Genomic DNA, 26,809 nt, shown 5'->3' on the forward strand with positions numbered 1-26,809 from the left:
GTTTATTTTACTTTTTAGGTTCCCAAACACCTGGCTCTATTTTTTTGTCTAGCTCAGGTAGTTTAGTACGATCAAAAGTAGGCACTTTACCGGCACTCAGTTGCTGGTTGTAATCTTTTGCTAACTTAATGACTTCGTTTGAAAGTAATAGTATCGCTACAAGGTTAACAATCGCCATTAGTCCCATAGAAACATCAGCTAAAGACCAGATGACATTGTTACTTTGTGTTGCACCGAAGAGAATCATTGCTAACACTGCAATACGCAAGACGATTAAACCACGTGTATTTTTATGTTGTAAAAATACTAGGTTAGTTTCTGCATAAGAGTAATTTGCAATAATGGAAGTGAATGCAAAAAATAACAGAGCAATAGCAACAAAAGAACCACCCCAGTTACCTACTTGGAAGTCTAAAGCGCGTTGTGTGATTTCTACACCACCCATGCCTGAGAATGAATCTAGGCCACCCGATAAAAGGATGATTGAGGCAGTTGCAGTACAAATAATGATGGTATCAATGAAAACACCTAGCATTTGCACATAACCTTGTGATGCTGGGTGTGGCGGATAAGGAGAGGCTGTCGCTGCTGCATTAGCTGCACTACCCATACCTGCTTCATTAGAGAATAGACCACGTTGTACGCCCGTCATGATCATTGCACCAAATGCACCGCCTGCTGCTTCTTGCCAACCAAAAGCAGAATCAAAGATCAGACCAATAATTCCTGGTAACTCAGTGACATTAATTACCACAACAAAGGCTGCGATCAATAGGTAGATAAGTGCCATTGCTGGTACTATTCTTTCAGCTACTTTGGCAATGCCTCGAATACCAGTGAAAATAACGGCACCTGATACTAGGGCTAGTATGATACCCACGGTCATTTTGTCGATATTAAATGATTCGTTTAGTGCGGCAGTAATTGAGTTCGCTTGAACTGCATTAAACACTAAACCAAAAGCGATGATTAGAAAAATTGCAAATAAGCTACCCATCCAGCGAGCGTTCAGACCACGCTCCATATAATAAGCTGGACCACCACGGAAATTACCTTCTTCATCGTGCACTTTATAAGCCTGCGCAAGTGTACTCTCTGCAAAGCTGGTTGCCATTCCTAATATCGCAATTAACCACATCCAGAAGATAGCGCCAGGGCCACCCACTGTGATTGCAATAGCAACACCTGCTAAGTTACCTGTACCTACTCGTGCTGCTAAACTGGTGGAAAGAGCTTGAAAAGAAGAGATGCCTTCTTTATCTGATTGACGACTGCCTTTCATGACAGTAAAAGTATGGAAGAAATGACGGAATTGAATGAAGCCTAAACGTATTGTGAAATAAACGCCCGTACCTATCAGTAAATAAACGAGGATTTGCCCCCATAATAGACCATTCAAAGCATTAAGTACTGTTAACATAAAGATACCTTTTAGTAGATTGCGCGGGTCCCTTTAAAATCATTTAAAACGCAATTTGATTATGAACAAGGCCGCGATACTAGCAAATCTTGATCATGATTGCTTAGGTTTATAAAACTGCTTCAAATTCATACAAACACAGGCTATTGTCTATCCTTTGTATGGTGTTTTTATGTTCAATTACCTATTTCAATAACATGCTTGTTGTCGTTTTGGAGTTATTTAGGAATTGATGTCATTGTTTCTCTTTATTAAAATTTTATTCTTGAAATTGTGAATGACCATTTAATAAATTTATTTAATTTTGCTATATAATACTATCCTTAAGGATTAGTTTTGCTCTTGATGAGCTATTTTATACATGCATTTTTCAAGGATAATATGCCTCGCTTAAAACATAAATTGAATTTACGAGTTGTTATCATGACGATTACCCTCACTATCATGACTGGTGTTGTGGGGATGTCTGCTATTGCTTCATTAAATGAACTTAAAGATGATTACCAACGTGTTAAAGATGAACACTTCGATAGTTTATTGGAAATTACTCAACTCAAAATTCAAACCAATAAGATACTTGCTGCAACCAGTAATATGTTTCTTGCGGAGAATGAAAAGGATCTTGAATGGGGTGATGCATATGTTGCCGATAAAGCTAACTGGATAGTAAAAATATCAGAAAAGTATTCTAATAACCTTTACTCTTATCAGGAGCTATTATCCCTAACCACTACTCTATCAGATCAGAGTGATGTTATTTCCGCCGCTATGATGAAAAAAATAGCATTATCTGAGCAAGTGTTATCGGATTATAAGAGTATTGAGCAATACCGAAGAGATACACTAAAACAAGGCAAAACTAAAATTGCACTGGCCATTGATGATGTACTGCTATTATTTAATCCATTGCTTAAGGCTTATTCTGAAACAGAACCATCTGCTATTGAAGCCATAATATCACCATTAAAATCAGTCATGTCGACGCAAGACTACGAAGGTTTATCTACTTTATTAGTAGGCCCGTCATCGATCTCTGTGGATTACCAAGCGTATTCTGCACAACTCGCAGTACTGGAAACATTAAAAGAAAAGCATAAAGAACTAACTCAGTCGATCATTACCGTGATGGGAGATAGTGTTTTATCTGCGCAAAAAGCATTTTTAACGAATCTAACTAAAGTAGAAGAGAAAATTTCGGTAAGGGAATCTTTTCTCTACCTTCTATTATTAACCTGTGTTGTGGTTGCTATCATTTTAATCGTATTCCAAACCAACCTTTTACGTAGAATTGGTTTAATTCGACAGGTTATTGATGCCGGTGACAGTAAAGCCCAATATCGTATTGCTGTTAAAGGTGATGATGATATTAGTGAAATAGCTAAGGTGATAAAAGGCTATATACAAACAATTTTAGATAAAGATAATATTATTTCGGATAATAATAAAAAACTACAACACTTAGTGACTCATGATGATTTAACTAATATTTATAATCGTCGCTATTTTGAAATTCACATGGCGCAAGAACATATACGCTACCTACGTTATAAAGAGCCTTATTGCCTAGCGATGTTAAATATAGACTCATTCAAAGGTATTAATGAGAGATTTGGGCATAATCTTGGCGATAAGGTGATACTTGATTTTACGCTGCGAATTGATAACCAGATGCGTCAAACAGATGTATTTGCCCGATTAAGTGGTGAAGATTTCATTCTGTTAATGCCAAGAACGGATCAAAGCAATGCTCTTATCTTAATGGAACGTATTAGAAGTGAGATTAACGCGATGCCAACGGTTGTGAATGACAGAAAAATTGATTTCACAGTGAGTATTGGATTAATGCAAGTACAAGAAGTGGAAGAGATTGAAGATGCTTCTCAACAGATGCAGTTTGTTAAACAAGCTTTAGAAGAAGCAAAAATGACTGGCCGCAATAAAGTGTGTCGTTATCGTAGTGACGTTATCTCTTAATAAGTGATGACTGCAGTAATAGTTTACTGCAGTCATCAGTCTCTTTGAAATCTGGTTTATTTAGATTTCAGTTTCTCTTTAAACGCGTTTAAAGTTTTAAATAACAATTCAATCTTCACCACTAGTGCAGGTAATTGCACTTTATATTGCTCGTCATCTTCTACTTCCATCGCTTGTAAATCTGCTGCTAGCTCTTCTACATAAGGTAAGAAGGTATTCGCATGCTGTTTAAATGGTGTGTCTTCTGTAAAAATATGTGCAAAAGTTGCATTTTTTTGTTTGCGCAATTCAGTTAACGCTTGGTCTGCATCCACAGCTCTGTGGTAAATAATCTTAATGTTTTCTTGAAGCTGTGCTTGCACGCTTTCTTTGCTCATTATTTTCTCCTGTGCAATTCAATTATTAAAATAATGGTTATTATAACGAATGTATTAGCGTTTTACTTTGTTCACCTGCGATTTCTCTGCTTAATCTAGGCACTAAGTAACCAGGTAGTTCGGCTTGCATCTGTTTATGCAGCTGTTGTGCTTTTTGTTCATTTAAATCGAAGTGTGCAGCTCCTTGTACTTTATCTAATAAGAATAGGTAATAAGGTAATATATTCACTGAGAATAAAGCTTCACTAAGCGCAACTAAGGTTGTGACATCATCGTTAACGTCTTTAAGTAATACACTTTGGTTAAGCAGTTGAATGCCTGCCTGATGACAGCGTTGCATCGCCTCTGCAAAAGGTTTATCAATTTCCTGTGCGTGATTGATATGCAACACCATGACTATTTTCAGGCGGCTCTGTTGTAATCGCGTAGTGAGTGTATCGGTAATACGTGAAGGGATCACAACTGGTAAACGTGTATGAATGCGTAAACGTGTTAATTGCGGCAATGCTTCTAGCTGATCAAGTAACTCTGCAAGTTGTTTGTCTTTGGTCATTAATGGATCACCGCCACTTAAAATAACTTCATTAACCTGTGGGTGTGCTTGGATATAGCTGACGATATTAGTGAGCTGTGATTTATTGACACTGTTATCTGCATAGGGAAAGTGGCGTCTAAAACAGTAACGACAATTCACTGCACAACCGCTTTTTAAAATAATTAACACTCGGCTTTTATATTTGTGCAGTAATCCTTTGTGCTGGTTGTTTTGTTCAACTAAAGGGTCTGTGCTATAACCAGATATGTGTAATTCTTCATCATGAATAGGCAATACTTGCTTTAATAAAGGATCGTTAATATCGCCTTTTTTCATCTTATTGACGAAAGGCATAGGTACCAACATCGGGAATTGTTTCTTAGCAAGCTCACTTATTCGTGTCGTTTCTTGCTCAATTTCTAATATTTGTAACAGTTGTTGTGGATTTTTGACCGCATTAGCGAGTTCCTTTTGCCATGTTGGCAAGTCAGCGGTATTATTCACGTCAATTATTTTAAGCATTTTTTATCAGTTCAGTTATAGAGGTTGTAATGGCGACATATAGTACCAGTGATTTTAAAGGCGGGCTAAAATTCATGCTCGATAATGAACCATGTGTGATCATGGAAAATGAATATGTTAAACCGGGTAAAGGTCAGGCATTTAGTCGTGTTAAATACCGTAAGCTTATCTCAGGTAAAGTGGTTGATAAAACATTTAAATCAAATGAAACAGTAGAATCTGCTGATGTAATGGATTTTGATTTAGCTTACTTGTACAACGATGGTGAGTTTTTCCACTTTATGGATAACAATACTTTCGAACAAATCGCTGCTGATGCAAACGCAGTCGGTGATATGGACAAGTGGTTAGTAGAACAAAACATTTGTACTATCACTACTTGGAATGATGCACCTATCGCGGTTATGCCACCTAACTTTGTTGAGTTAGAGGTGACTGAAACAGACCCTGGTCTAAAAGGCGACACTGCAGGTACTGGTGGTAAACCAGCAACCTTATCAACAGGTGCTGTTGTACGTGTTCCATTATTCATCCAAATTGGTGAAATCATTAAAGTTGATACGCGTACTGGTGAATATGTAGGTCGTGTTAAAAAATAAAGCTTAATCCATGATTGAGTTTAATAAAACCAGCCAAGCGCTGGTTTTTTTGTATCCGCTTTCTGCTTTTAATGATTTCCGAAAAACGATGCCCATTATATTAAATAAGTATTGTAAATTTTACGTAGGCAAAATAGAGCAGTTAATTAGTATGATTGGTATTAAAGCTTAGGTAAAATAGCGCTTCTTAAAGGAGATATAATGAACTGGTTACCCAATGCTTCACTAGCTCAGCTTACTGCACGAGCTAAGATGTTAAACACGATTAGAGATTTTTTTAGTCGCTTACAAGTGTTAGAAGTAGAAACGCCTTCACTTAGCCAAGCGGCTGTCACTGATGTTCACTTACACTGTTTTAAAACACAATTTGTAGGGCGTAATATTAGCGATAAACCACTGGTGGATGGGGCTGTTCCTTTATATTTACAAACCTCTCCCGAATTTCATATGAAAAGGCTGTTAGCGGCTGGTAGCGGATCTATTTATCAAGTCTCCAAAGTGTACCGTAACGAAGAGTCTGGACGCTACCATAACCCTGAGTTCTCTTTATTAGAGTGGTATCGTGTTGGTTTTAACCATCATCAATTAATGGATGAAATGACGCAGTTATTAATGGCTATTTTGCACTGTGCAGAACCGACGCGATGTACTTATCAAGAGGCTTTTTTAACACATTTACAAGTAGACCCTTTAAGTGCTTCCAATGAGCAACTTAAATCGGCTGGCGCGCACCTTGAATTAGGTGATGTTTTAGACAATGAAGATGATAAAGATACCATTTTACAGTTACTTTTTTGTATCGCTATCGAACCTAAGATTGGCCAAGTATCCCCTTGTTTTGTTTATGACTTCCCAGCTTCTCAAGCGGCCTTAGCACGGATCAATACTCAGGATTCGCGCGTGGCAGATCGTTTTGAGGTTTACTATAAAAGTATTGAGCTAGCGAATGGGTTTTATGAGTTGAACAGTAGTGCTGAGCAATTGAAGCGTTTTGAAGCGGATAATAAATTAAGAGCCAAGATGGGATTAGATGAAATGCCGATCGATAAAAAGTTTGTGGATTGCTTAGATCATTTACCCGATTGTGCTGGCGTTGCCTTAGGTTTAGATAGATTATTAATGTTGGCGACTGAACAAGATCATATTAATGATGTCTTAAGCTTTAGTATCGATAATTCGTAACCAGTTACATCAATCATATTCATTAACGGATCTATTTTACTTGTTAAAATAACTTATTTTTCGTTGTAATCTTCGTAAAGAAAGTAACCCTTTACTTCAAATTACGCCTTAAACTAAGCCATTTTTTCTAGGTGAAACTAGTTCTCTTACTTAATATAATTGGTTTTAATTTCAAAGGAAGATAGATGGCTAAGTTATGGTTAACAGATAAGGGATACCCTATTTGGGGCTACCTATTACGTATTGTTTATTGGTTATTTGCTATCTACATTTCCAGTGAGTTTTTACAAGCTTATCAAGTATATAGTTGGTTTAAGGTTGGATTAATCGGACTGAGTATTGTATTTGTGATAGGTTACTTATTGTTTACGCGTTTTATTGACCGCTTTATCACAAAGCCAGCAATAGACTGATGTTAAAGTCGTTATATCAATTACGCTAATTAACTGATCTATTTTACTTGTTAAAATAACTTATTCTTCGTTGTAATTTTCGTAAATAGAACAACTATTAAAGAATTAACATCTTTCCGTTAATTCTCCGGCAGACTGTTAACCAAGTTAATCGTCGAAAGGATTAAATTACGCCTTGAACTGAGTCATTTTTCCTGCGCAAAATTTAGATCACTTATTTAATGTAATTGGTATTATCTAATTTTCGATGAAAAGTGAGGTGTATATGCCAATTAAAAAAGTGCAGAGTGAATTTGAAAAATTGACCGATATTTTAGCTAACGGTGTAATTGCAGATGAATGTACAGCAGGCGAATTAAAAACAGTCCATGACCAGTTACAACAAGCGATCCTTTCTCGCGACCCAGCGAAATTAATCCAAGATAAAAAAATAACAGAGCAGTTAGTTGAATTTGAAGAAACAAATCCAATAGCAGGCAAGTTTGTGAAAGACTTAATTAATGCGTTATCAGGTATGGGGATTTAAAACTAACCTATATCGCTCTTTGATAAATTTTGGATATAAAAAAACCGACGCTAGGTCGGTTTTTTAATATTCTAAATAAAAGACTTATTCTTTAGTAAGAATTAAAGTGCTTTAATTTTAGCAGAAAGACGGCTTTTCTTACGAGCAGCCATGTTTTTGCTGATCAGACCTTTAGTTGCGTAAGCATCTAAAACTGATTGTAATTTAATGAACTCAGCCGCAGCTAGTTCTTTGTTTGCAGCTTCGATTGCAACAACAACTTTCTTGATGAAAGTACGCATCATTGTACGACGGCTTGCATTATGTTTACGGCTTTTTTCAGATAATAAAGCACGTTTTTTAGCAGACTTGATATTAGCCAAGACCTTAACTCCTAAATTCTGTATAACAAGGGATAATCAAAGGTCGTGGAATATGCCTTGTAACACGTATATTGTCAAATGGTTTTTTATTAACCAATAAAATAACTGGTAAGAAACCAGGTGGATGGTTAAACTGCGCGCATTTTATACTCAACCCATTACAGATGCAAATCCAGTGTCGATTGTTTCGTTGATATATCCATTGTTATTGCTATTAAATTTAATGAAAACGTGTATTTTGTGGTTGCGAATATTATCTTTCAGTTTTCTAAGTCTTATGATGGCTTAGTTTTTAGGACATTCAGTGTGAGTAAAAAGTTAATAAAATCAGGCATGATTGTAAGTTCTATGACCTTAGTGTCTCGTGTTTTAGGGTTAGTACGCGATATTGTTATTGCTAATTTAATGGGCGCTGGCGCCGCTGCAGATTTATTTTTCTTTGCTAATAAAATTCCTAACTTTTTACGTCGTTTATTTGCAGAAGGTGCTTTTGCACAAGCTTTTGTTCCTGTATTAACCGAATATGAGAAAACTCAGTCGCGGGACAAAGTAAAAGAGCTCATTTCGGCAGTATCCGGTACTTTAGGGACGATCATCACCATTATCACTATTCTAGGGGTACTGGGTTCCTCTGTGATCACTGCGTTATTTGGTTTTGGTTGGTTCTTAGAGTGGTGGCATGGTGGCGTTGAGGCGTATAAGTTTGAATTAGCCTCAGATATGCTTAAAATTACTTTTCCTTATTTGTGGTTTATTACTTTTACGGCGCTATCCGGTGCTATTTTAAATACCTTAGGAAAATTTGCTGTTGCAGCATTTACACCGGTTTTTTTAAATATCGCGATCATCGGATCTGCTATCTATATTTCACCACAGTTATCGGAACCAGAAATTGGTTTAGCAGTAGGTGTTTTTATTGGTGGTCTAGTGCAGTTTCTATTCCAAATTCCTTTTCTTAAAAAAGAGGGGCTGTTAGTTAAACCTAGTTGGCAATGGCACCATCCTGGCGTGGTAAAAATTCGCACTTTGATGATTCCTGCTTTATTTGGTGTGTCGGTGAGCCAAATTAATCTGCTATTGGATACCTTAATCGCTAGCTTCTTACAAACCGGCTCAATCAGTTGGTTATATTATTCAGATCGTTTACTAGAGTTTCCATTAGGGCTATTTGGTATTGCTATCGCTACCGTTATTTTGCCTAGTTTATCGTCATCTCATGTCAATAAGTCCCCTGAAGCGTTTGCTAAAACCCTTGATTGGGGAATACGCAGTGTTTGCTTTTTAGGTGTTCCTGCTATGTTGGGCTTGATGATCTTGGCTGAGCCAATGTTACGCGTTTTGTTTATGCGCGGTGAATTTGATATTCAAGATGTGAGTATGTCTGCGATGAGTTTGTTCGCTTATGCCACTGGTTTATTAAGCTTCATGTTGGTAAAAGTGTTAGCGCCGGGTTATTACTCTCGCCAAGATACTAGAACTCCAGTTAAGTTTGGGGTTATTGCTATGGTAAGCAATATGTTATTGAATGTTATTTTTGCTATCCCATTTGGTTATGTTGGTTTGGCGATTGCTACTTCGTTATCCGCAACATTGAATGCGGGCTTATTATGGTTTGGTTTGTATAAAAGTGGCGTATACCAACGTCAACCACAGAGTATTAGTGTGTTAATTCGCATTGTTTGTTCGGGGGCTGTGATGGTGGCTGCTTTGTTATATGTAACACCTGCACTAAGCCTGTGGGTAGAGTTAAGTTTATTTGATGCGGTTCTACAGTTGGTGGGATTAATTATTGGTGGTGCTTTAGTCTATTTAATCAGCAATGTTATTTTAGGTTTACGTTTATACCATTTTAAAGCCAGTTAACTGATTTAATGGTAAATCGTTAAAATGAAAGCTGAATACTTTGTTGCCTTAATATATAATCGGCTCTTTTATATTTTCAACGCTTAGTTTTGCAATCAATTAAGACATTATTTATGGAATTAATACGCGGTATTCATAATTTAAAGCATCAACCTAAAGGTTGTGTGTTAAGCATTGGTAACTTTGATGGTATTCATCTTGGGCACCGTGCTGTTTTATCGCGTTTGCTAAAAGAAGCTGAGCGTTTGCAAGTCCCGTCTACGGTGATGACTTTTGAGCCCCAACCTGCTGAACTATTTGCAGGAAAAAATGCACCTGGTCGTTTGAGTCGTTTACGCGATAAGTTTGTTCAACTTGAAAAATTAAATTTAGATCGTCTACTGTGCGTGTCCTTTACTCATCAATTTGCTAATCTAAGCGCCGATCAATTTATTGAAGAACTATTGATTAAAAAGCTGAATGTAAAATTTTTGGTAATAGGCGATGATTTCCATTTTGGTTATCAACGTTTAGGGGATTTTGCGTTGCTTAAAGAAGCGGGCAAAAAATATGGTTTTGAAGTGGTGGATACTAAAAGTCTATCGCAAGATACCTGCCGCGTAAGCAGTACACGCATCCGTAGTGCATTAGCCAAAGGTGAGTTGCAACAAGCGGAGCAAATGCTGGGTAGAAAATACAGCATTTCAGGGCGTGTTGGCCATGGTAAAAAACTAGGCCGAACTATTGGCGTTCCTACGGCTAATTTGTTTTTAAAACGTCGAGTATCACCTGTTTCAGGTGTCTTTGTTGTGTCAATTTTAGGCATAGACAATAAGGTTTACTCTGGCGTGGCAAACATTGGTTGTCGTCCAACTGTTAATGGTGAAAGGCAACAGTTAGAAGTGCATATATTTGATTTTGAAGGTGACTTATATGGTCGCCAATTAGAAGTGTTACTTGAGAATAAATTGCGTGATGAAACTCGTTTTGAGTCATTCGCAGACTTAAAAATACAAATTGATAAAGATATTCAGCAAGCTAGAGAATGGCATCTGCTTAATTAATAGATCGTTAGATGGAATAAAAACCGATGAGTGATTACAAAAGTACATTAAATTTACCAAAAACAGGCTTCCCGATGCGCGCTAACTTAGCTAATCGCGAGCCAAATATGCTTAAGAATTGGTATAAAGAAGACCTTTACGGCAAGATTCGTACGGCTAAAAAAGGTAAGAAAACATTCATTCTGCATGATGGTCCTCCTTATGCAAACGGTGACATTCATATTGGTCACTCGGTTAATAAAATCTTAAAAGATATTATTATTAAGTCTAAAACATTATCTGATTTTGATGCGCCATACGTACCAGGTTGGGATTGTCATGGTCTACCAATTGAATTAAAAGTAGAGCAGAAGCACGGTAAACCAGGTAAAAAGTTAACACCTGCTGAATTCCGCGTTAAGTGTCGTGAATATGCTGCTCGTCAAGTTGATGGCCAACGTAAAGACTTTAAACGTCTAGGTGTGCTAGGTGAGTGGGATAAGCCTTACTTAACCATGAACTTCGAAACGGAAGCAAACATCGTACGTGCATTAGCAAATATCATTAAAAATAAACATCTGCACAAAGGTTCAAAACCTGTGCATTGGTGTACTGACTGTGGTTCTGCACTAGCGGAAGCGGAAGTTGAGTATGAAGATAAAGTATCAGCAGCTATCGATGTTGCATTTAATGCAGTTGATATCGATGCTGTATTAGCTTGTTTTGATAAACAAGGTGATGACTTAGGACACGGTACTATCTCGCCAGTTATCTGGACAACAACACCTTGGACATTACCTGCAAACCGTGCAATCGCGTTAGCAGCGAAAGTTGAATATTCATTAGTACAAGCAGGCCAACGTCGCTTAATCTTAGCAACTGACCTAGTGGCTGACTGTATGGCTCGTTACGGTATCGAAGAGTTTACAGTGCTAGCGATTACAACCGGTGCCGCGCTTGAAAAGCAATTATTCCAACATCCATTCTTAGACTTACAAGTGCCTGCTATTGTGGCTGATCATGTCACTATCGATGCGGGTACTGGTTGTGTACATACCGCACCTGGTCACGGTCAAGACGATTACTCTGCTGGTTTAAAATATGATTTAGAAGTTGCTAACCCAGTTAATGATAACGGTGTGTTCCGTGAAGATACTGAGTTCTTTGCTGGCTTACATGTCTTTAAAGCAAATGATGCGGTTTTAGCAGTATTAACAGAGCGCGATGCACTAATTCATCACGTAAACATTAAGCATAGTTACCCACATTGTTGGAGACACAAAACGCCTATTATCTTCCGTGCAACGCCACAATGGTTCATCTCAATGAATCAAGAAGGTTTGCGTGACAGTGCGTTAAAAGAGATTAAAGAAGTTAAATGGATCCCAAGTTGGGGTCAAAGCCGTATTGAGAAAATGATCGAAGGTCGTCCTGATTGGTGTGTTTCGCGTCAACGTACTTGGGGTGTGCCAATCACTTTATTTGTTAATAAAGAGACGGATGAGTTGCATGAAAACTCTGTTGAAATGATGGAACTGATTGCACAAAAAATCGAGAAAGAAGGCATTCAAGCATGGTTTGATTTAGAACCAGAATCTTTATTAGGTTTTGAAGCTGAAAAGTTCCGTAAAGTAACAGATACCCTAGATGTTTGGTTTGACTCTGGTACAACACACGCCGCAGTGGTTGGTGTTCGTGATGAGTTTACCAAAGAAGATGGTACACAAGCGCAAGCTGATATGTACTTAGAGGGTTCTGACCAACACCGTGGTTGGTTCCAATCTTCATTATTAACTAGTACTGCGATTAATGGTGTTGCGCCTTATAAAGAGGTGTTAACCCATGGCTTTGTGGTTGATGGCGACGGCAAAAAAATGTCTAAGTCATTAGGTAATGTGATGTCACCACAAACGGTGATGAATGACCTAGGTGCAGATATCTTGCGTTTATGGGTTGCTTCAACAGATTATACAGGTGAAATTACTGTTTCTGATGAAATCTTAAACCGTAGTGCCGATAGTTACCGTCGTATTCGTAATACGTCTCGCTTTTTATTAGCGAACTTAAACGGTTTTGACCCAAAAACTGACTTAGTGCCTGCCGCTGAAATGGTGGCATTAGACCGTTGGATCGTTGCTAAAACACTAACGATGCAACACGAAGTAATTGAAGCTTACGAAAGCTACAATATGCATGTGGTTTATCAAAAACTAATGCACTTCTGTTCAATTGATTTAGGCAGCTTTTACTTAGATATTATTAAAGATCGTCAATACACAGCGAAAACTGGCAGTAATGCTCATTTAAGTTGTCAAACGGCGCTTTACCATATTGTTGAGTCTTTAGTACGTCTAATGGCACCAATTCTAAGCTTTACAGCAGATGAAATTTGGGGACGTTTACCAGGTGAACGTAATCAATTTGTGTTCACTGAAACATGGTACGACGGCTTATTTGGTTTATCTGATAATGAAGTATTAGATAACGATAAGTGGTCTCAACTTATTTCAGTTCGTGCAGAAGTAAACAAGGTATTAGAGCTGGCTCGTAAAGAAGCGGTTATTGGCGGCGGATTAGAAGCTGAAGTGACACTGTATGCTTCTGATGAAATCAATGCGTTATTATCTACATTAGATGATGAATTACGTTTTGTATTAATTACTTCACAAGCTGTAGTGAAACCTTTAGCAGATGCTCCTGCAGATGCTGTTGCTACAGAAGTGGCAGGCTTATCTGTTACAGTACAAAAAAGTGCTGCTGCGAAGTGTGATCGTTGTTGGCATCACCGCGAAGATGTTGGTCAAAGTGAAGAGCATCCTGAACTATGTGGTCGTTGTATCACAAATGTTGATGGTGAAGGTGAGTCTCGTCAATTCGCTTAAACTTCGTTAAGCTGTAAATTAATCTGATAGCAAGCGCCTTAGTTATGAAAATGATTTAAGGCGTTTTTTTTAGGAAATACTATGACAAACAATGTTTCAGGTTCAGCTGTTAAATCTTCAACAGGTTTAGCATTTCTATGGTTATCTTTGGTTGTGTTAATCATTGACCAACTTACTAAGTATTTAACAATCGAGATGTTAGATCTTTATGAATCTTACGAAGTACTGCCTTTTTTTAATTTTACTTATGCGCGTAACTATGGCGCTGCCTTTAGCTTTTTAGGTGATGCTGGTGGTTGGCAAAAATATCTATTTACGGGGATTGCCTTTGCAGTTTCTGGATATTTGATATATTTATTGAAAACGACTAAAGCGAATTATCGCTGGATGAATAGCGCTTATGCCTTAGTCTTATCTGGTGCTATTGGTAATGTAATTGACCGTTTAATCTTTGGTTATGTAGTTGATTTCCTAGATTTTGATTTAGGCTTTTATCGTTGGCCTGTATTTAATGTTGCTGATATTGCTATCTTTATCGGTGCCGCAATGATTATTATCGACTCTCTGTTTTGGGCTGAGAAACGTGAAAAAGCAAAGGAAGAAGCAAAGAATGACAAATGAAAAAAAAGTAATTGCTGCAGATAGCGAGGTGTTGATGCACTTTTCTATTAAATTAAGTGATGGTTCAGCAGTAGATAGCACTAAAGTGGATAATAAACCTGCTAAGTTTGTCATGGGTGATGGTAGCCTTACTGAGGGATTTGAAGCTTGTTTACTAGGGTTAACTGAAGGTAGCTCAGAAAGTTTTACTTTGGCTCCTGAGTCGGCATTTGGTTTACCAAATCCAGATAATTTCCATTATATTGAATTAGGCAAGTTCTCAGCAGATGTTCCTGCTGAAATAGGTACTATTATTAGCTTCACTCAACCCGATGGAACTGAATTACCGGGTATTATCCGTGAAGTTGTAGCCGATAGTGTTACAGTTGATTTTAACCATCCGTTAGCAGGTCAAACCGTTACCTTTGACGTAGATGTATTAGAAGTTTTATAAAGCAAATATAAGCTAGGTTGTTACACTTTTATCAACCTCATTTGCCCATTATTTTATATTGAGATTGTTATGAAAATTATTTTAGCTAATCCACGTGGTTTTTGTGCCGGTGTGCATCGTGCTATCAATATCGTTGATCGCGCCCTAGAGATTTTCCCTGCACCGGTTTATGTTCGCCATGAAGTGGTACACAATCAATATGTAGTAGATGATTTAAAGTCTCGTGGTGCTGTATTTGTTGAAGAGCTTGATGAAGTACCAGATGATAATATCGTTATTTTTAGTGCGCATGGTGTGGCACAAAGTGTACGTGAAGAAGCAAAACGCCGTGAATTAAAAGTGTTCGATGCCACTTGTCCTCTGGTGACTAAAGTACATATGGAAGTAACACGTGCAAGTCGTCGTAACCAAGAGTGTATTTTGATCGGGCATCAAGGTCATCCTGAAGTGATTGGCACAATGGGACAATATAATAGCGAAGAGGGCGGCATTTACTTAGTTGAATCTACGGAAGATGTGGATAAATTAACGGTAAAAAATCCGGAAAGCTTATGTTATAGCTCGCAAACAACCTTATCTGTTGATGATACGGCACATGTGATTGATGCTTTAAGAATGAAGTTTCCACAGATTGAAGGACCGCGTAAAAATGACATTTGTTATGCAACACAAAATCGTCAAGATGCGGTGAAAGATTTAGCAGATAAAGCGGAATTAGTGTTAGTTGTCGGTTCTCCTAATTCGTCAAACTCAAATCGTTTACGTGAAAAGGCATATAGCGTAGGTGCAAATGCTTATTTGATAGACAATGAATCAGATATTCAGGAAGAGTGGTTTGAAGGAGTTAACTCTGTTGGTGTGACAGCCGGTGCTTCTGCGCCTGATGTGTTAGTTCAAGCTGTGATTAAAAGGTTGCAAAAACTAGGCGGTGATATCGCTATCGAAAACCCAGGTGTAGAAGAAAATATAATTTTTGAAGTCCCTGCGGAATTGCGTATTAAGCAGGTTGATTAGCCAGCCTTCCAGATTATCTCTTAAGAGGTGTATTGAATTTTTAATACACCTTATATACTTCTCAACTTTAATAAGAAAAATTACCTCTTTATTACCTTCTAAATTTGAATTTGCTCTCATTATCATTATTACTATTCTTTTAGAGTAAAAACTATATTCTTTTTATATAAAATTCATTGTATAAAGAGTAATCTAAGAAAGCATCTTCAAAGAACATATAATTATAACAAAGGATGTTATGAACCTGTTTATTAATTCAAAAGAGCATCAACAAGGATTTACGTTAATCGAGATGCTTATTACTATTGCTGTTGCAGCGATTCTTCTCAGTATTGTGGTTCCCTCTTTCAATAGCATTATTGAGTCGAGCAAAGAGCGCACGACTCGAGACTCTTTAGTAAGTGCAATTTATTCAGCTAAGCAACAAGCCCAAAGTGAACGAGTCAATGTTTATCTATGCAGTAGTAATGACGGTGAAAGTTGTGCAGATACAACGGATTGGGGAAGTGATTGGTTAATTTATCAAGACGATGATAGCAGTGGCGATTTGGATGAAGATGATACAATTATTGCCAATATTAGCTCTAAAACCGATGCAATAACTAGCGAGATCAAAGAAGTTAAGTTTACTCCTACAGGGCATTCTCTAGCCAATACATTCAAAATTTGTAGTAATACTGACAATGCGGTGGTGTATAAAATGGTATTAAGTAGGATGGGGCGCATTACATATGAAGAAGCATCAGGAGACTGCTAGGGATGAAAGCTCAAAAAGGATTTACATTAATTGAGGTGTTAATTGCATTAATTATTGTTGCAATAGGCGTGTTAGGACATGCCAAAATGCAAGCTAAGTCAATGAATGTTGCTCAACAAGGTTTTTTTGCTCAAACTGCTAATACTGCTTTATTAGATTTAGCACAACGAATGCGTGCTAACTCAGATCTTGCTGGTAGTTTTGTTTTTAGTAATTTAAGTGATGGTGCTGATATTGTGGCGACCAAGGATTGCTCTGAAAGTAGTTGTGATGAAGATGAATTTGCTACTGAAGAGCTTGCTGAGTGGTTTGATCATTTACAAAATAATTTACCATCACCACGTTTTTCTGTCGAAGTAGATTCTTCTGATGCAAATCTCTATAACCTGATGTTAATTTGGGATGCAGCTAAAACCGGTGTTGGCAGTGGTGTTTGTGATACAACAGCATTAAATTCATACCAATGTGGGAGCATGTCAGTATGGGTTCAATGAGAAAATCGAATGCTGGTTTTAGTTTAATTGAGTTAATGATTGCCTTATTGGTGTCGCTATTCATCCTCGCTGGTTTATTTTATTCAGTGATGGGCGATATGCGCTCTTATGAATCAGCAAGAAGCACTCAAGGGCTAGTGACTAAAAGTCGTATGGCTATTCAGACAATAAGGCTGTACATACAACAAGCTGGCTTTAGAGACTCAGCAGCATTAAAGAATGAGACAACATTTAGCTCTGGTACATCTAATGCTGGAGAAACTTGGGAGTATGGGCAAGTTATTCAGGGGATGACTAGTTCGAGTGAAATAGATGATGAAAAAGCTGATTCTGATATTTTAGTGGTACGTTTTTTAGGGGCAGCAGAAGCTGGAATTGTTTCTTGTGTTGGTGATGATTTAGATGAATCAACCAACAATGAAGTGCTTTTATATGTCAATACAAGTAATCAGTTAATGTGCCAAGATAATAATGATGACCCTGTTTTATTAGATGAAAATGTCGAGTTCATGGAGTTGTTGTATGGCACTGAGGACGATTATCGCTATTTTACTGCTTCAGAAGTTTCGGATTGGACCGATATTAATAGAGTGAAGGTGGGATTATTGATCTCTGAAGACGTATCTGCACATGGATTAACAAATGCTAATGCTTACACGATTTTCAATCAAACTATTAGCGCTGCAAACGACACCAACTATAGAAGCGTTGTGATGGAAACTGTGATTATAGGTAATCAAGGAGGGTAATAAGGTGCAAAAAACATATAAAAAGCAGTGCGGTACTGCGTTAATTACCTCGCTATTGATGGTCGTAGTAATCGCGATTTTGGGGATCGCAGTGAGTCAACAGGTTATCTCTTTACGAAAAACAACCACGGCTAATTATGATCAAACTTTAAGTTTAAACTCAGCGGAGTCAACTTTATCTGCAGCCTATAGTGTCATGTCAGAGAACTTTCTTGATCCACCAACATTACAAGCATTAGCTGTTGATATTAACACTGGTACTAATTGGTGGAAAAATTCCAATAACTGGAGTGGTGCAACTGCTATTAGCAGTTTAATCTCTGCTGGTTCTGAAACGCCTTCATATTTAATTGAAGATGATGGTACGGGAGGTCTTGCCGTAGGTACTGGTAATTTGACCAAACGTTTTTATCGTGTGACAGTTAAAGCACAGGGGAAGGGGAATTCAGTTGCTTATTTACAAAGCTACTACATCACCTTAGAGTAGAAAAAACATGCGAAAATTGAATAAAAATAAAACAAAAGGTTTTACGCTAATTGAATTACTTATTGCTGTCGCTATTGTTGGCATTTTAGCCTCTATCGCCTATCCTAGTTATAAAGGCGTATTAGAAAAGACTCGAAGACAAGAAGCAATACGTACATTATTAGAAGCATCACAATTAATGGAAAGTTATTACTCCATGAACCTAGATTACAGTGGTGCAATTTCCAGTGATGATGAGGTTACAGACTTTATTGTTAGTGATGACTTCAGTGAATATTATGAATTAACGGGTGCTGCGACAGCATCAACATTTACTTTATCCGCAGCACCTTTATCAACAGGTGCACAAAGTGAAGATGAGTGTGGAACATTAACGATAACACATACTGGTAGCACAGGGGCTGATGCATCAGATTGTTGGTAATGAATAGGGATATTATTGTGGGAAAAAAATTACTAAGGACAGTGTCATTAACAACAGGTTGCTTACTGTCAATAACTGTCAATGCGGCAGATCTTGACCTTGCCACTAAACCGCTTTATACAGGAACTTCAGAAGCACCCATGATGATGCTTACTATGGGGCGAGACCATACCTTATTTTATGAGGCTTATAATGATGCGTCTGACCTTGATGGTGATGGAGAGCTTGATACTACCTTTAAGCCAGATTATACCTATGAAGGTTATTTTGATTCTACGGCTTGTTATAAATACAGAAGCGGAAAATCCAGATTCCAACCTAAAACAATTGAATCCACTTGTTCAAACAGTAATCGTTGGAGTGGTAACTTTCTTAATTATTTAACTATGACGCGTATGGATGTGTTACGTAAAGTACTTTACGGCGGAACGCGTAGTACGGATGACGAAGATACAACTGTTTTAGAACGTGTATTTATTCCTCAAGATGCACATAGTTGGGCAAAATCTTATACATCAGTAGCAGTGGATGGTTATGATATATCAGATTATACACCTTATTCTATTCCCAACTCAGGTAAGCAGCATTTCTTCGGTACAGTGACTTACACTGGTTTAGGCGAAGACCCTATCTTACGTGTACGTGAAAATGTTAGCTATTCTAGCGATGACTGGGGAGTCTGGAGTTGGGCATCAACTGAGCGACCTGTTCTTAATGCAAGTGGCGATGATTATGTTGTTAGAGTAGAAGCATGTGTTGATGGTTTTACAGAGGGCACTAATTGTGATTTGTATCCGAGCGGGTATTATAAACCAACTGGGCTATTACACGATTACGGAGAAAGTGACCAAATGCTATTTGGTTTACTAACTGGTAGTTATAATAAGAACCTTTCTGGTGGTGTATTGCGTCAAGCAATTAGTGAATTTTCTGCAGAAGTAGATGATGAAACTGGGCAATACACTTCTACTGAAGATGGTATTGTGGCAACCATTGATAAATTAAGAGTACATGGTTTTAAATATAGTAATAAAACTTATGCTACAAATTGTGGATGGGTCGTTGATGGTGCTATTTCAGACGGACAGTGTGCTTCGTGGGGAAACCCTGCTGGTGAAATGCTTTACGAAGCGATGCGTTACTTCTCAGGTGCGGAATCTGCAAGCCCAAGCTATTCGACATCAGGTGGTTATGATGAAGAAGTTGGTTTAACCAGTCCTGATTGGGATGACCCTTATGATGGCCGTGGTACGTGTGCAAATCCAAATGTGTTATTGATTAGTGACATTAATCCATCCTATGACTCTGACCAGCTTCCTGGTGCATACAGTCAATTTACGAGTTCAAGTAATAATGATGAAACATACGATGGCACTACATTACCAGGTTTCAGTGTTACTTCATTATTGTCTACAATTTCAAATTCAGAAGGAAAAACGTCTGGGCAATTTTTCATTGGGCAATCAGGCTCAGACAACGATGGGGCACCTACTGCAAAAGACATTTCTGGTTTAGGCTCTGTTCGTGGTCTTGCTCCGGCAGAACCAACTAAAAAAGGTAGTTATAGTTCTGCAGCTGTCGCTTATTATGGCCATAATAATGATATTCATCTAACTAAAGACGAAGATCAAAAAGTAACCACTATGGTTGTTGCATTAGCTTCTACTTTACCTGAGATTGAAGTGGATGTTGATGGTGAGATTATTAAAATAGTGCCTTTCGCAAAATCGGTCGGTTGGGGGAATAACATATCTGATGATGAGGGCGATTTTCAACCAACGAATACTATTGTTGACTGGTATATTGAATCGATAACCGATACAACCGGCGTGTTCCGTATCAACTATGAAGATGTTGAACAAGGGGCCGATCATGATATGGATATGATTGTAAAATATTCATATGAAGTGTTAGATGGACTTTGTAAAGAGTACAGCGGTAATCAATGTGTAGAAACAGGTAAAGGTGTACAAATATCCTTAGACTCAACTTATGCCGCTGGTGGTGTTGATCAACATGCTGGTTATATTATTTCTGGTACCACTAATGATGGTATGTACTTAGAAGTTAAAGATGTAAGTGGTGCAGATATTGAATATTATCTAGATACGCCTGATAGTACAGTATTTGAGAGTCGTAAAGAGAGCGGAAGTGAGACTGAATTAGGTTTACAAGCGACTCGTAACTTCTTCCCTAGTGATGATCATGCTGCTGAATTCTTACCTTCACCACTTTGGTATGCTGCAAAATGGGGCGGCTTTAATGACGCAGATGGCGATGGAACCCCTAACCTTGATAGTGAATGGGATACAAGTGGTGCAGATGATGGTGGTGCTGATGGTGATCCGGATAACTACTTCCCTGTAACTAATGCTGGTGAGTTAAAAGATCAATTAGCCGCTGCATTTGATTTAGCTTATGACGGAGTATTGACGGGATCATCGGTTACTTTCTCTTCTAATTTATTAACTAGTGGCTCATTGGCTTACCAATCATCTTTTGAAGAAGAAACATGGAATGGTGATGTTAATGCTTATAAAGTGAATTCTGTTGGAGACTATACAAGTAGTGCAACTTGGAGTGCAGCAACGCAATTGGATGCAATGTCTCCTGATGACCGTCTAATTTATACACGCAGTAATGAAGCGTTATATTTAGGTGGCCAAGGTAATGTATTTGAGTTTAGTACCGATGCGATCAGCGAATCAGTATTAAATAATTTACTGACAAGTATCATATCGGCAGATCTTAGTTCATTAACCAGCGTCTTTACCGATAGCCAATTACTTAGCCTATTGGGTGATACAACAGGCTCGACTACAGAGAAACTCGCTTACCTAACCAATGTCGTTAATTATATTCGCGGTGAGCGAGATAACGAAGTGACAACTACGTTAGATGGCTTTAGAGAGCGCAGCAGCATTATGGGGGATGTTATTAATTCTAGCCCTTATTATGTTTCAACTTCGAAAGGTCATACTGTTGGGACAGAGGTTGTTGCCTTTGCAGCCAATGACGGCATGGTACATATTGTTGATGCTGATGATGGAGAGGAGTTAGTCGCTTATATTCCAAGTGGTGTGTATGACGCTCTTGGTAATATTGTTGATTCTGCTTACATTCATGAATATTCAGTAGACGGTGGCATTAATGCCTACTCTGATGATAATGATATGATTGATATTGATATCGATGGTGTATCAACATCCGTTGCAAGAACTACCTTAGTAGGTCGTTTAGGGCTTGGTTATAAAGGACTTTACGCAATTGATGTTTCTGACATCGGTACCCCTTCAACGGATATGATGAAGTGGGAAATTACCACTGATACTGATGGTTTTGAAGGGTTGGGACTAAGTATTTCTGAGCCAACTATTGTTGAATTAGCAAATGGTACTGCAAGTGTTGTTTTTGCCAATGGTTATAACTCTTCAGATGATGATGGCGCCATTTATATTGCAGATTTGTCTGATGGTAGTTTAATTAAAAAATTAACTGTTGGCGCTCAAACTGACCCAACGGGCGAAGGTAGACCAAATGCACTAGCACAGCCCTTATTGGTTGATAATGACAGTGATGGTATTGCTGATTATATTTATTCAGGTGACTTATTCGGTAATATGTGGGTATTTGATATTTCAAGTTCAGATACATCCGACTGGGGAATTAAGAAAACTAACGGCGCTCCTTTATTCACTGCTGTCAGTCCAACATTAGATGGTGTTGAATATATGTCTCAGCCTATTACTAGTCGTCCATCTGTTGTTCGTCATCCTGATGGTGAAGGTGTATTAGTTGCCTTTGGTACAGGGAAATATGTTGAATCAGACGATACGTCCACTGATGATCAGGCTACACAAAGTTTTTATGTGGTCGAGGATAAACTAGGTAGTACCGTGGTCACTGCATCACGTTCAGCTTCTGGCTTTAGCAATTTACAGAAACAATCAATTACTAAAGAAAGTAGTACTAACCGTCTGTTGTCTAGCAATTCATTAGATTGGGATAATATTAGTGGTTTCTATATTGATTTAGTGAATACTGAGGATGGTAATACTAATAACTATGGTGAACGCCAAGTGGTTGCTAGTACTATCTTAGGTACCAAGGTCAGTTTTGTAACGCTAATACCAGGGACTGACCCTTGTGTTGCGGGTGGTAGTGGTTGGTATATGGAATTAAATCTTTATACCGGACAAACATGGGATACAGGGACTGAAGTTGAAGATGATCCATCTACAACAGTAGATGAATCTGAAGAGATTCCTGAAGATAGTTCAAATACTTATATTGATGGTGTAGCAACAGGTTTAACTTCAGTTGCTTCAGTGACAACTTCAACTGAAACCATCACTAATGAAGATGGAACTACTGAGGAGATAACAGTGTTTGAAAGTGCAGAGGGGTTAACATGTATTACCTTAAGTACTAACGAACAAACTTGTTTTGATGATGATTTAAATATTACTGGACCAATAAGCTGGCGCCAGCTGTATTAAATCATGGTTTTCTTAGCGAACCATTAAAAAGGGGGGGCAAATTGAAAAATTTGTCCCCCCTTTTTTAATCATTATTATTTTGGATAAATAAGTAGTTTTCAAGATTATCAAGTAACTATTATGTTCTAATAATATGGCTTATATTATTATTAATGCCTGAAAAGGCTCCCCAAAAACAGCTTGTATAATTCATTTCAAAATAGATCACATTTTCTACGTATTTAACCCTCACTCTTAGAAAGTTTGTTTTTTATTGAATTATGAATAGTGTAGTATGCTTGTTAATTTCCCTTAGATATTGCATTTAAAATGACAAACTATCCTGAGTGATAGTGTTGAAATTAACCTTAAGAGTTTATTATGAAAAAAATTGAAGCGATTATTAAGCCATTTAAAATGGATGATGTACGTGAAGCACTAGCAGACATCGATATTACAGGTATGACAGTATCAGAAGTAAAAGGCTTTGGTCGTCAAAAAGGCCACACTGAACTATATCGTGGGGCTGAGTATATGGTCGACTTTCTACCAAAAGTAAAAATCGAGTTGGTGGTAAAGAAAGAGTATGTCGAGCGTTGTATTGAAGCGATAATGAAAACAGCTCAAACAGGTAAGATTGGTGACGGTAAAATCTTTGTAACTTCAGTAGAGCGCGTTATTCGTATTCGTACTGGTGAAGAAGATGGTGAAGCTGTTTAATTTTTATCGCAATTAGATCATTATAAATACATTTTTATAATGTAATTGTTTTAAATATTTAGTGAACGGATCAAAAAAGGAGAACTATGTTCTCCTTTTTATTTATATACTAACGAAGGATATTACCAGTCAAATAGTTTCAGGCTTCCACCGCGTTTTACTATCTTATTATCAGGGTAATTTAACGCTAAAATAGCCAATGCATTTTTCTTCGGCTCTTCTAAACCTAACTCTTCGTAAGCTTCTATCATAATCTCTAACGCATCTTTTACTGATTCTGTATCAGGATAGTTATTAAGTACTATTTTACTTCGATTGATGGCAGCAATATAAGCTTCACGTTTGATGTACCATTCAGCAACAGCCACTTCATATCTTGCTACACGGTCTTTTAAGTAAACCATACGTTGACGTGCATCTTTAGCGTATTCACTATCTGGGTAGCTTTTTAAAATACGATTAAAATCTTTAAAAGCACGTTGTGAGTAACTTTGATCTCGGTTGAAACGATCGACACCAAATAGGTTTTGGAAAAATTGTTCATCAACGGTTAGATTGGTTAAACCACGCATGTAATATACATAATCCAAATCTTTATGGGTTGGGTTTAAACGGATAAATTTGTCTATGTTTGCCAGTGCAAGCGCCATGTCACCTTGTTTATAGTAAGCATAAATAAGATCTAATTGTACTTGCTCTGAGTGAGGGCCAAATGGGTAGCGGCTATCTAGGGCTTCTAAAATTTCAGCGGCTTTTTCAAAGTTAGCTGATTCCAATGCATTAGATGCATCTTGATATAATGCCACTGGCGGTTTATCAGCTACTTTGGGTTTAGTATTTTTTTTCGATGAACAGCCCGAAATAAAAATGGCAATAAAAAAACTGGTCGTTATTAGTCTAAGGATTTTATTCATAAGTGTTATAATGTCGGCCAATATTAAAAAGTAACAGTATCAGCTATCGTTGAACGAAATAAAAGTAAAAAAAGACAAAATGTGACAAGATTAGGTTGTTAAACGATATACTGTTTAAAAAATACATTATTACAGCGCAATATTATAAGAAGAGAACATTATGAGCCAAGCAATACACCTAACTGCAGAAGTAACAGATGAACAGTTAGGACTTCGATTAGACCAAGCGGTTGCAGCACTTTTTCCTGACTATTCACGCTCTCGTATCAAAGAGTGGATTTTAGCCGGTTTGGTAAAAATCGATGGCGCGGTCTCATCCACTCCTCGTGAAAAAGTATTTACAGGGCAAGTCATAGACGTTAATGCAGAATTAAAAGATGAAGTTACTTTTGTTGCGCAAAAAATTGAAATCGACATTGTTTATGAAGATGAAGATATTCTAGTGATAAACAAACCTGCTGGGTTAGTTGTTCACCCTGGTGCAGGTAATGCGAGTGGTACATTGTTAAATGCACTGTTATATCATTATCCAAGTATTGCTGAAGTACCACGCGCCGGTATTGTGCATCGTCTAGATAAAGAAACATCGGGATTAATGGTGGTTGCTAAAACCGTACCTGCTCAAACGCATTTAGTTACTAGTTTACAAGCACGCCAAATGACGCGTGAATATGATGCTATTGCAACAGGTTGTTTTACGGCTGGTGGTAAAGTAGATGCACCGATTGGTCGAGATAAAGTACATCGTACTAAAATGGCTGTCAATCATACTGCCGGTAAAGAAGCGATCACGCACTATCGTATTTCAGAAAAATACCGTGCTCATACGCGCTTACGTTTACGCTTAGAAACAGGCCGTACTCACCAAATCCGTGTACACATGATGTCTATTAGCCATGTGTTAGCAGGTGATCCTGTCTACGGAGGCCGACCTCGTCCACCAAAAGGTGCTTCAGAAGAGTTAAGTAATGCACTACGTGGCTTTAGACGTCAAGCGCTACACGCAACTATGCTTCGTTTAGATCACCCTATTACAGGTGAAGAGATGGAGTGGCATGCAGAACCACCAGAAGATTTTAAAGTGTTAGCTGCTGCGTTACGTGCTGATGCCATTGCACATGAAAATCAAACTCAAGACTATTAAGTCCTGCTATGCAATTAATTAAACCTAATTGGGATGCTCCTGCTCATATACATGCTTACTCTACCACTCGTTTAGGTGGAGTGAGTGAGCAACAGTACACGGGGTTGAACTTAGGTTTACATGTACAAGATGATCCACAAGCGGTTATGACTAACCGCCGATTACTGAGTGAGCAAGCACAGGGTGCTGGCGACTTTTGTTGGTTAAATCAAACCCACAGTAATAGATTAATAAAGGTATTCCCTTCAACTGAGCAAGGTATTGACGCTGATGCGAGTTGGACAACCTCACCACAACGCACATGTGTGGTGATGACTGCGGACTGTTTGCCTGTATTAGTCACTGATAAACAAGGCTCCTTCGTTGCTGCAATACATGCAGGCTGGCGTGGTTTATATGACGGCATCATCGAAAATAGCATCACTGATATTTGTAAAGAACTGGAAATACCTAGTCAACAATTACTCGTGTGGTTAGGTCCTTGTATTGGTCCTGATGCTTTTGAGGTTGGTGATGAAGTGCGTTGCTTATTTGTGGAACATAATCCATTAGCTGCACACGCTTTCATTGCAGGCTCTCCTAGCAAATGGTTTGCTGATTTACACGCTTTAGCAAGACTGCGTTTAACCTCTTTTGCTGGCATTAATATTAGCGCCACGCCATTATGCACTTACAGTGACTCAAGTTTATTTTATTCCTACCGCCGAGATGGTCAAACAGGGCGCTTAGCAACATTTATCTATTTAGGTTAACCCTAACGCCTTTTCTTTCCTTGATTAACGTTGTGCTGATTAAATAAGAGGCAATTGGCGCTTGTTAATTGCACAATTTATTTTTAATTTATACCAATCATGCTAATTAATTGATCTATTTTTCTGGTTAAAATAACTTATCTTA

The 26,809-nt window shown here is 37.9% G+C and carries 25 protein-coding genes; 20 read left to right on the forward strand and 5 right to left on the reverse strand.

The window, feature by feature from the left end:
* Window positions 1-7: 7 nt before the first annotated feature.
* Entirely contained in the window at window positions 8-1,420 is a 1,413-nt protein-coding gene (locus tag OW492_RS05035; RefSeq protein ID WP_290038849.1) for an alanine/glycine:cation symporter family protein, read from the reverse strand.
* 381 nt (window positions 1,421-1,801) lie between these two features.
* Between OW492_RS05035 and OW492_RS05040 the strand changes: the two genes are divergently transcribed.
* Window positions 1,802-3,394 (forward strand): GGDEF domain-containing protein, encoded by a 1,593-nt coding sequence (locus OW492_RS05040; RefSeq protein WP_290038850.1) that lies wholly within the window; start codon window positions 1,802-1,804, stop codon window positions 3,392-3,394.
* A gap of 56 nt (window positions 3,395-3,450) precedes the next feature.
* Here OW492_RS05040 and OW492_RS05045 read toward each other — a convergent pair whose 3' ends face one another.
* Both OW492_RS05045 and epmB read right to left on the reverse strand, forming a co-directional pair.
* Complete coding sequence (locus OW492_RS05045) at window positions 3,451-3,771, reverse strand: hypothetical protein (RefSeq protein WP_290038851.1); 321 nt, start codon at window positions 3,769-3,771, stop codon at window positions 3,451-3,453.
* A gap of 40 nt (window positions 3,772-3,811) precedes the next feature.
* Entirely contained in the window at window positions 3,812-4,828 is a 1,017-nt protein-coding gene (epmB, locus tag OW492_RS05050; protein WP_290038852.1) for an EF-P beta-lysylation protein EpmB, read from the reverse strand.
* Between the two features lie 29 nt (window positions 4,829-4,857).
* Here epmB and efp point away from each other — a divergent pair, with 29 nt between their 5' ends.
* The 4 genes from efp (at window position 4,858) to OW492_RS05070 (ending at window position 7,548) form a co-directional block, all read left to right on the forward strand.
* Window positions 4,858-5,427, forward strand: coding sequence for an elongation factor P (gene efp, locus OW492_RS05055; protein WP_113818581.1), 570 nt, complete (start codon window positions 4,858-4,860; stop codon window positions 5,425-5,427).
* Between the two features lie 201 nt (window positions 5,428-5,628).
* Entirely contained in the window at window positions 5,629-6,609 is a 981-nt protein-coding gene (gene epmA, locus OW492_RS05060; protein ID WP_290038853.1) for an elongation factor P--(R)-beta-lysine ligase, read from the forward strand.
* Between the two features lie 185 nt (window positions 6,610-6,794).
* Window positions 6,795-7,022: a hypothetical protein gene (locus OW492_RS05065; protein ID WP_290038854.1), complete on the forward strand. Its 228-nt coding sequence runs from the start codon at window positions 6,795-6,797 to the stop codon at window positions 7,020-7,022.
* 265 nt (window positions 7,023-7,287) lie between these two features.
* Window positions 7,288-7,548, forward strand: coding sequence for a DUF4404 family protein (locus OW492_RS05070; RefSeq protein WP_290038855.1), 261 nt, complete (start codon window positions 7,288-7,290; stop codon window positions 7,546-7,548).
* Between the two features lie 101 nt (window positions 7,549-7,649).
* On the opposite strand, the gene rpsT is transcribed toward OW492_RS05070, so the two are convergent.
* A complete protein-coding gene (gene rpsT, locus OW492_RS05075) occupies window positions 7,650-7,910 on the reverse strand; it encodes a 30S ribosomal protein S20 (RefSeq protein ID WP_113818573.1) in 261 nt (86 codons plus the stop codon).
* 306 nt (window positions 7,911-8,216) lie between these two features.
* On the opposite strand from rpsT, the gene murJ reads away from it, so the two are divergent.
* The 13 genes from murJ to glnB all read left to right on the forward strand — a co-directional run bounded on the left by murJ (window position 8,217) and on the right by glnB (window position 23,854).
* The gene (murJ, locus tag OW492_RS05080) at window positions 8,217-9,773 is read left to right on the forward strand and encodes a murein biosynthesis integral membrane protein MurJ (RefSeq protein WP_290038856.1); all 1,557 of its coding nucleotides are present in this window, start codon (window positions 8,217-8,219) and stop codon (window positions 9,771-9,773) included.
* Window positions 9,774-9,886: 113 nt separating this feature from the next.
* Window positions 9,887-10,816: a bifunctional riboflavin kinase/FAD synthetase gene (gene ribF / locus OW492_RS05085; RefSeq protein WP_290038857.1), complete on the forward strand. Its 930-nt coding sequence runs from the start codon at window positions 9,887-9,889 to the stop codon at window positions 10,814-10,816.
* Window positions 10,817-10,842: 26 nt separating this feature from the next.
* Window positions 10,843-13,677: an isoleucine--tRNA ligase gene (gene ileS / locus OW492_RS05090; RefSeq protein WP_290038858.1), complete on the forward strand. Its 2,835-nt coding sequence runs from the start codon at window positions 10,843-10,845 to the stop codon at window positions 13,675-13,677.
* An 81-nt stretch (window positions 13,678-13,758) separates the two neighbouring features.
* On the forward strand, window positions 13,759-14,298 hold the full coding sequence (lspA, locus tag OW492_RS05095; protein ID WP_290038859.1) for a signal peptidase II: 540 nt from the start codon (window positions 13,759-13,761) through the stop codon (window positions 14,296-14,298).
* On the forward strand, window positions 14,288-14,731 hold the full coding sequence (fkpB, locus tag OW492_RS05100) for an FKBP-type peptidyl-prolyl cis-trans isomerase (protein WP_290038860.1): 444 nt from the start codon (window positions 14,288-14,290) through the stop codon (window positions 14,729-14,731). Before lspA ends, fkpB begins: the two co-directional genes overlap by 11 nt.
* Window positions 14,732-14,800: 69 nt before the next feature.
* Window positions 14,801-15,745: a 4-hydroxy-3-methylbut-2-enyl diphosphate reductase gene (ispH, locus tag OW492_RS05105; protein WP_290038861.1), complete on the forward strand. Its 945-nt coding sequence runs from the start codon at window positions 14,801-14,803 to the stop codon at window positions 15,743-15,745.
* A gap of 238 nt (window positions 15,746-15,983) precedes the next feature.
* The gene (locus OW492_RS05110; protein WP_290038862.1) at window positions 15,984-16,502 is read left to right on the forward strand and encodes a GspH/FimT family pseudopilin; all 519 of its coding nucleotides are present in this window, start codon (window positions 15,984-15,986) and stop codon (window positions 16,500-16,502) included.
* A 2-nt stretch (window positions 16,503-16,504) separates the two neighbouring features.
* Window positions 16,505-16,996, forward strand: a complete 492-nt coding sequence (gene pilV / locus OW492_RS05115; RefSeq protein WP_290038863.1) for a type IV pilus modification protein PilV — start codon at window positions 16,505-16,507, stop codon at window positions 16,994-16,996.
* A complete protein-coding gene (locus OW492_RS05120) occupies window positions 16,984-17,745 on the forward strand; it encodes a PilW family protein (protein ID WP_290038864.1) in 762 nt (253 codons plus the stop codon). The genes pilV and OW492_RS05120 overlap by 13 nt, the downstream gene beginning before the upstream one ends.
* 4 nt (window positions 17,746-17,749) lie before the next feature.
* A complete protein-coding gene (locus OW492_RS05125; protein WP_290038865.1) occupies window positions 17,750-18,232 on the forward strand; it encodes a hypothetical protein in 483 nt (160 codons plus the stop codon).
* Window positions 18,233-18,239: 7 nt separating this feature from the next.
* Window positions 18,240-18,656, forward strand: coding sequence for a type IV pilin protein (locus OW492_RS05130; RefSeq protein ID WP_290038866.1), 417 nt, complete (start codon window positions 18,240-18,242; stop codon window positions 18,654-18,656).
* A 17-nt stretch (window positions 18,657-18,673) separates the two neighbouring features.
* Window positions 18,674-23,155, forward strand: coding sequence for a PilC/PilY family type IV pilus protein (locus OW492_RS05135; protein ID WP_290038867.1), 4,482 nt, complete (start codon window positions 18,674-18,676; stop codon window positions 23,153-23,155).
* A 360-nt stretch (window positions 23,156-23,515) separates the two neighbouring features.
* Complete coding sequence (gene glnB, locus OW492_RS05140; RefSeq protein ID WP_113819966.1) at window positions 23,516-23,854, forward strand: nitrogen regulatory protein P-II; 339 nt, start codon at window positions 23,516-23,518, stop codon at window positions 23,852-23,854.
* A 122-nt stretch (window positions 23,855-23,976) separates the two neighbouring features.
* Here the strand turns inward: glnB and OW492_RS05145 are convergent, their stop codons facing one another.
* Window positions 23,977-24,768 carry an outer membrane protein assembly factor BamD gene (locus OW492_RS05145; RefSeq protein WP_290038868.1) on the reverse strand — a complete coding sequence of 264 codons (792 nt, stop codon included), beginning with the start codon at window positions 24,766-24,768 and terminating at the stop codon, window positions 23,977-23,979.
* Between the two features lie 160 nt (window positions 24,769-24,928).
* On the opposite strand from OW492_RS05145, the gene rluD reads away from it, so the two are divergent.
* Both rluD and pgeF read left to right on the forward strand, forming a co-directional pair.
* Window positions 24,929-25,912, forward strand: a complete 984-nt coding sequence (gene rluD / locus OW492_RS05150) for a 23S rRNA pseudouridine(1911/1915/1917) synthase RluD (RefSeq protein WP_290038869.1) — start codon at window positions 24,929-24,931, stop codon at window positions 25,910-25,912.
* A gap of 8 nt (window positions 25,913-25,920) precedes the next feature.
* Window positions 25,921-26,664: a peptidoglycan editing factor PgeF gene (pgeF, locus tag OW492_RS05155; protein ID WP_290038870.1), complete on the forward strand. Its 744-nt coding sequence runs from the start codon at window positions 25,921-25,923 to the stop codon at window positions 26,662-26,664.
* Window positions 26,665-26,809 lie beyond the last annotated feature (145 nt).

The sequence above is a fragment of the Psychromonas sp. 14N.309.X.WAT.B.A12 genome (assembly GCF_030397575.1).
Lineage (GTDB): Bacteria > Pseudomonadota > Gammaproteobacteria > Enterobacterales > Psychromonadaceae > Psychromonas.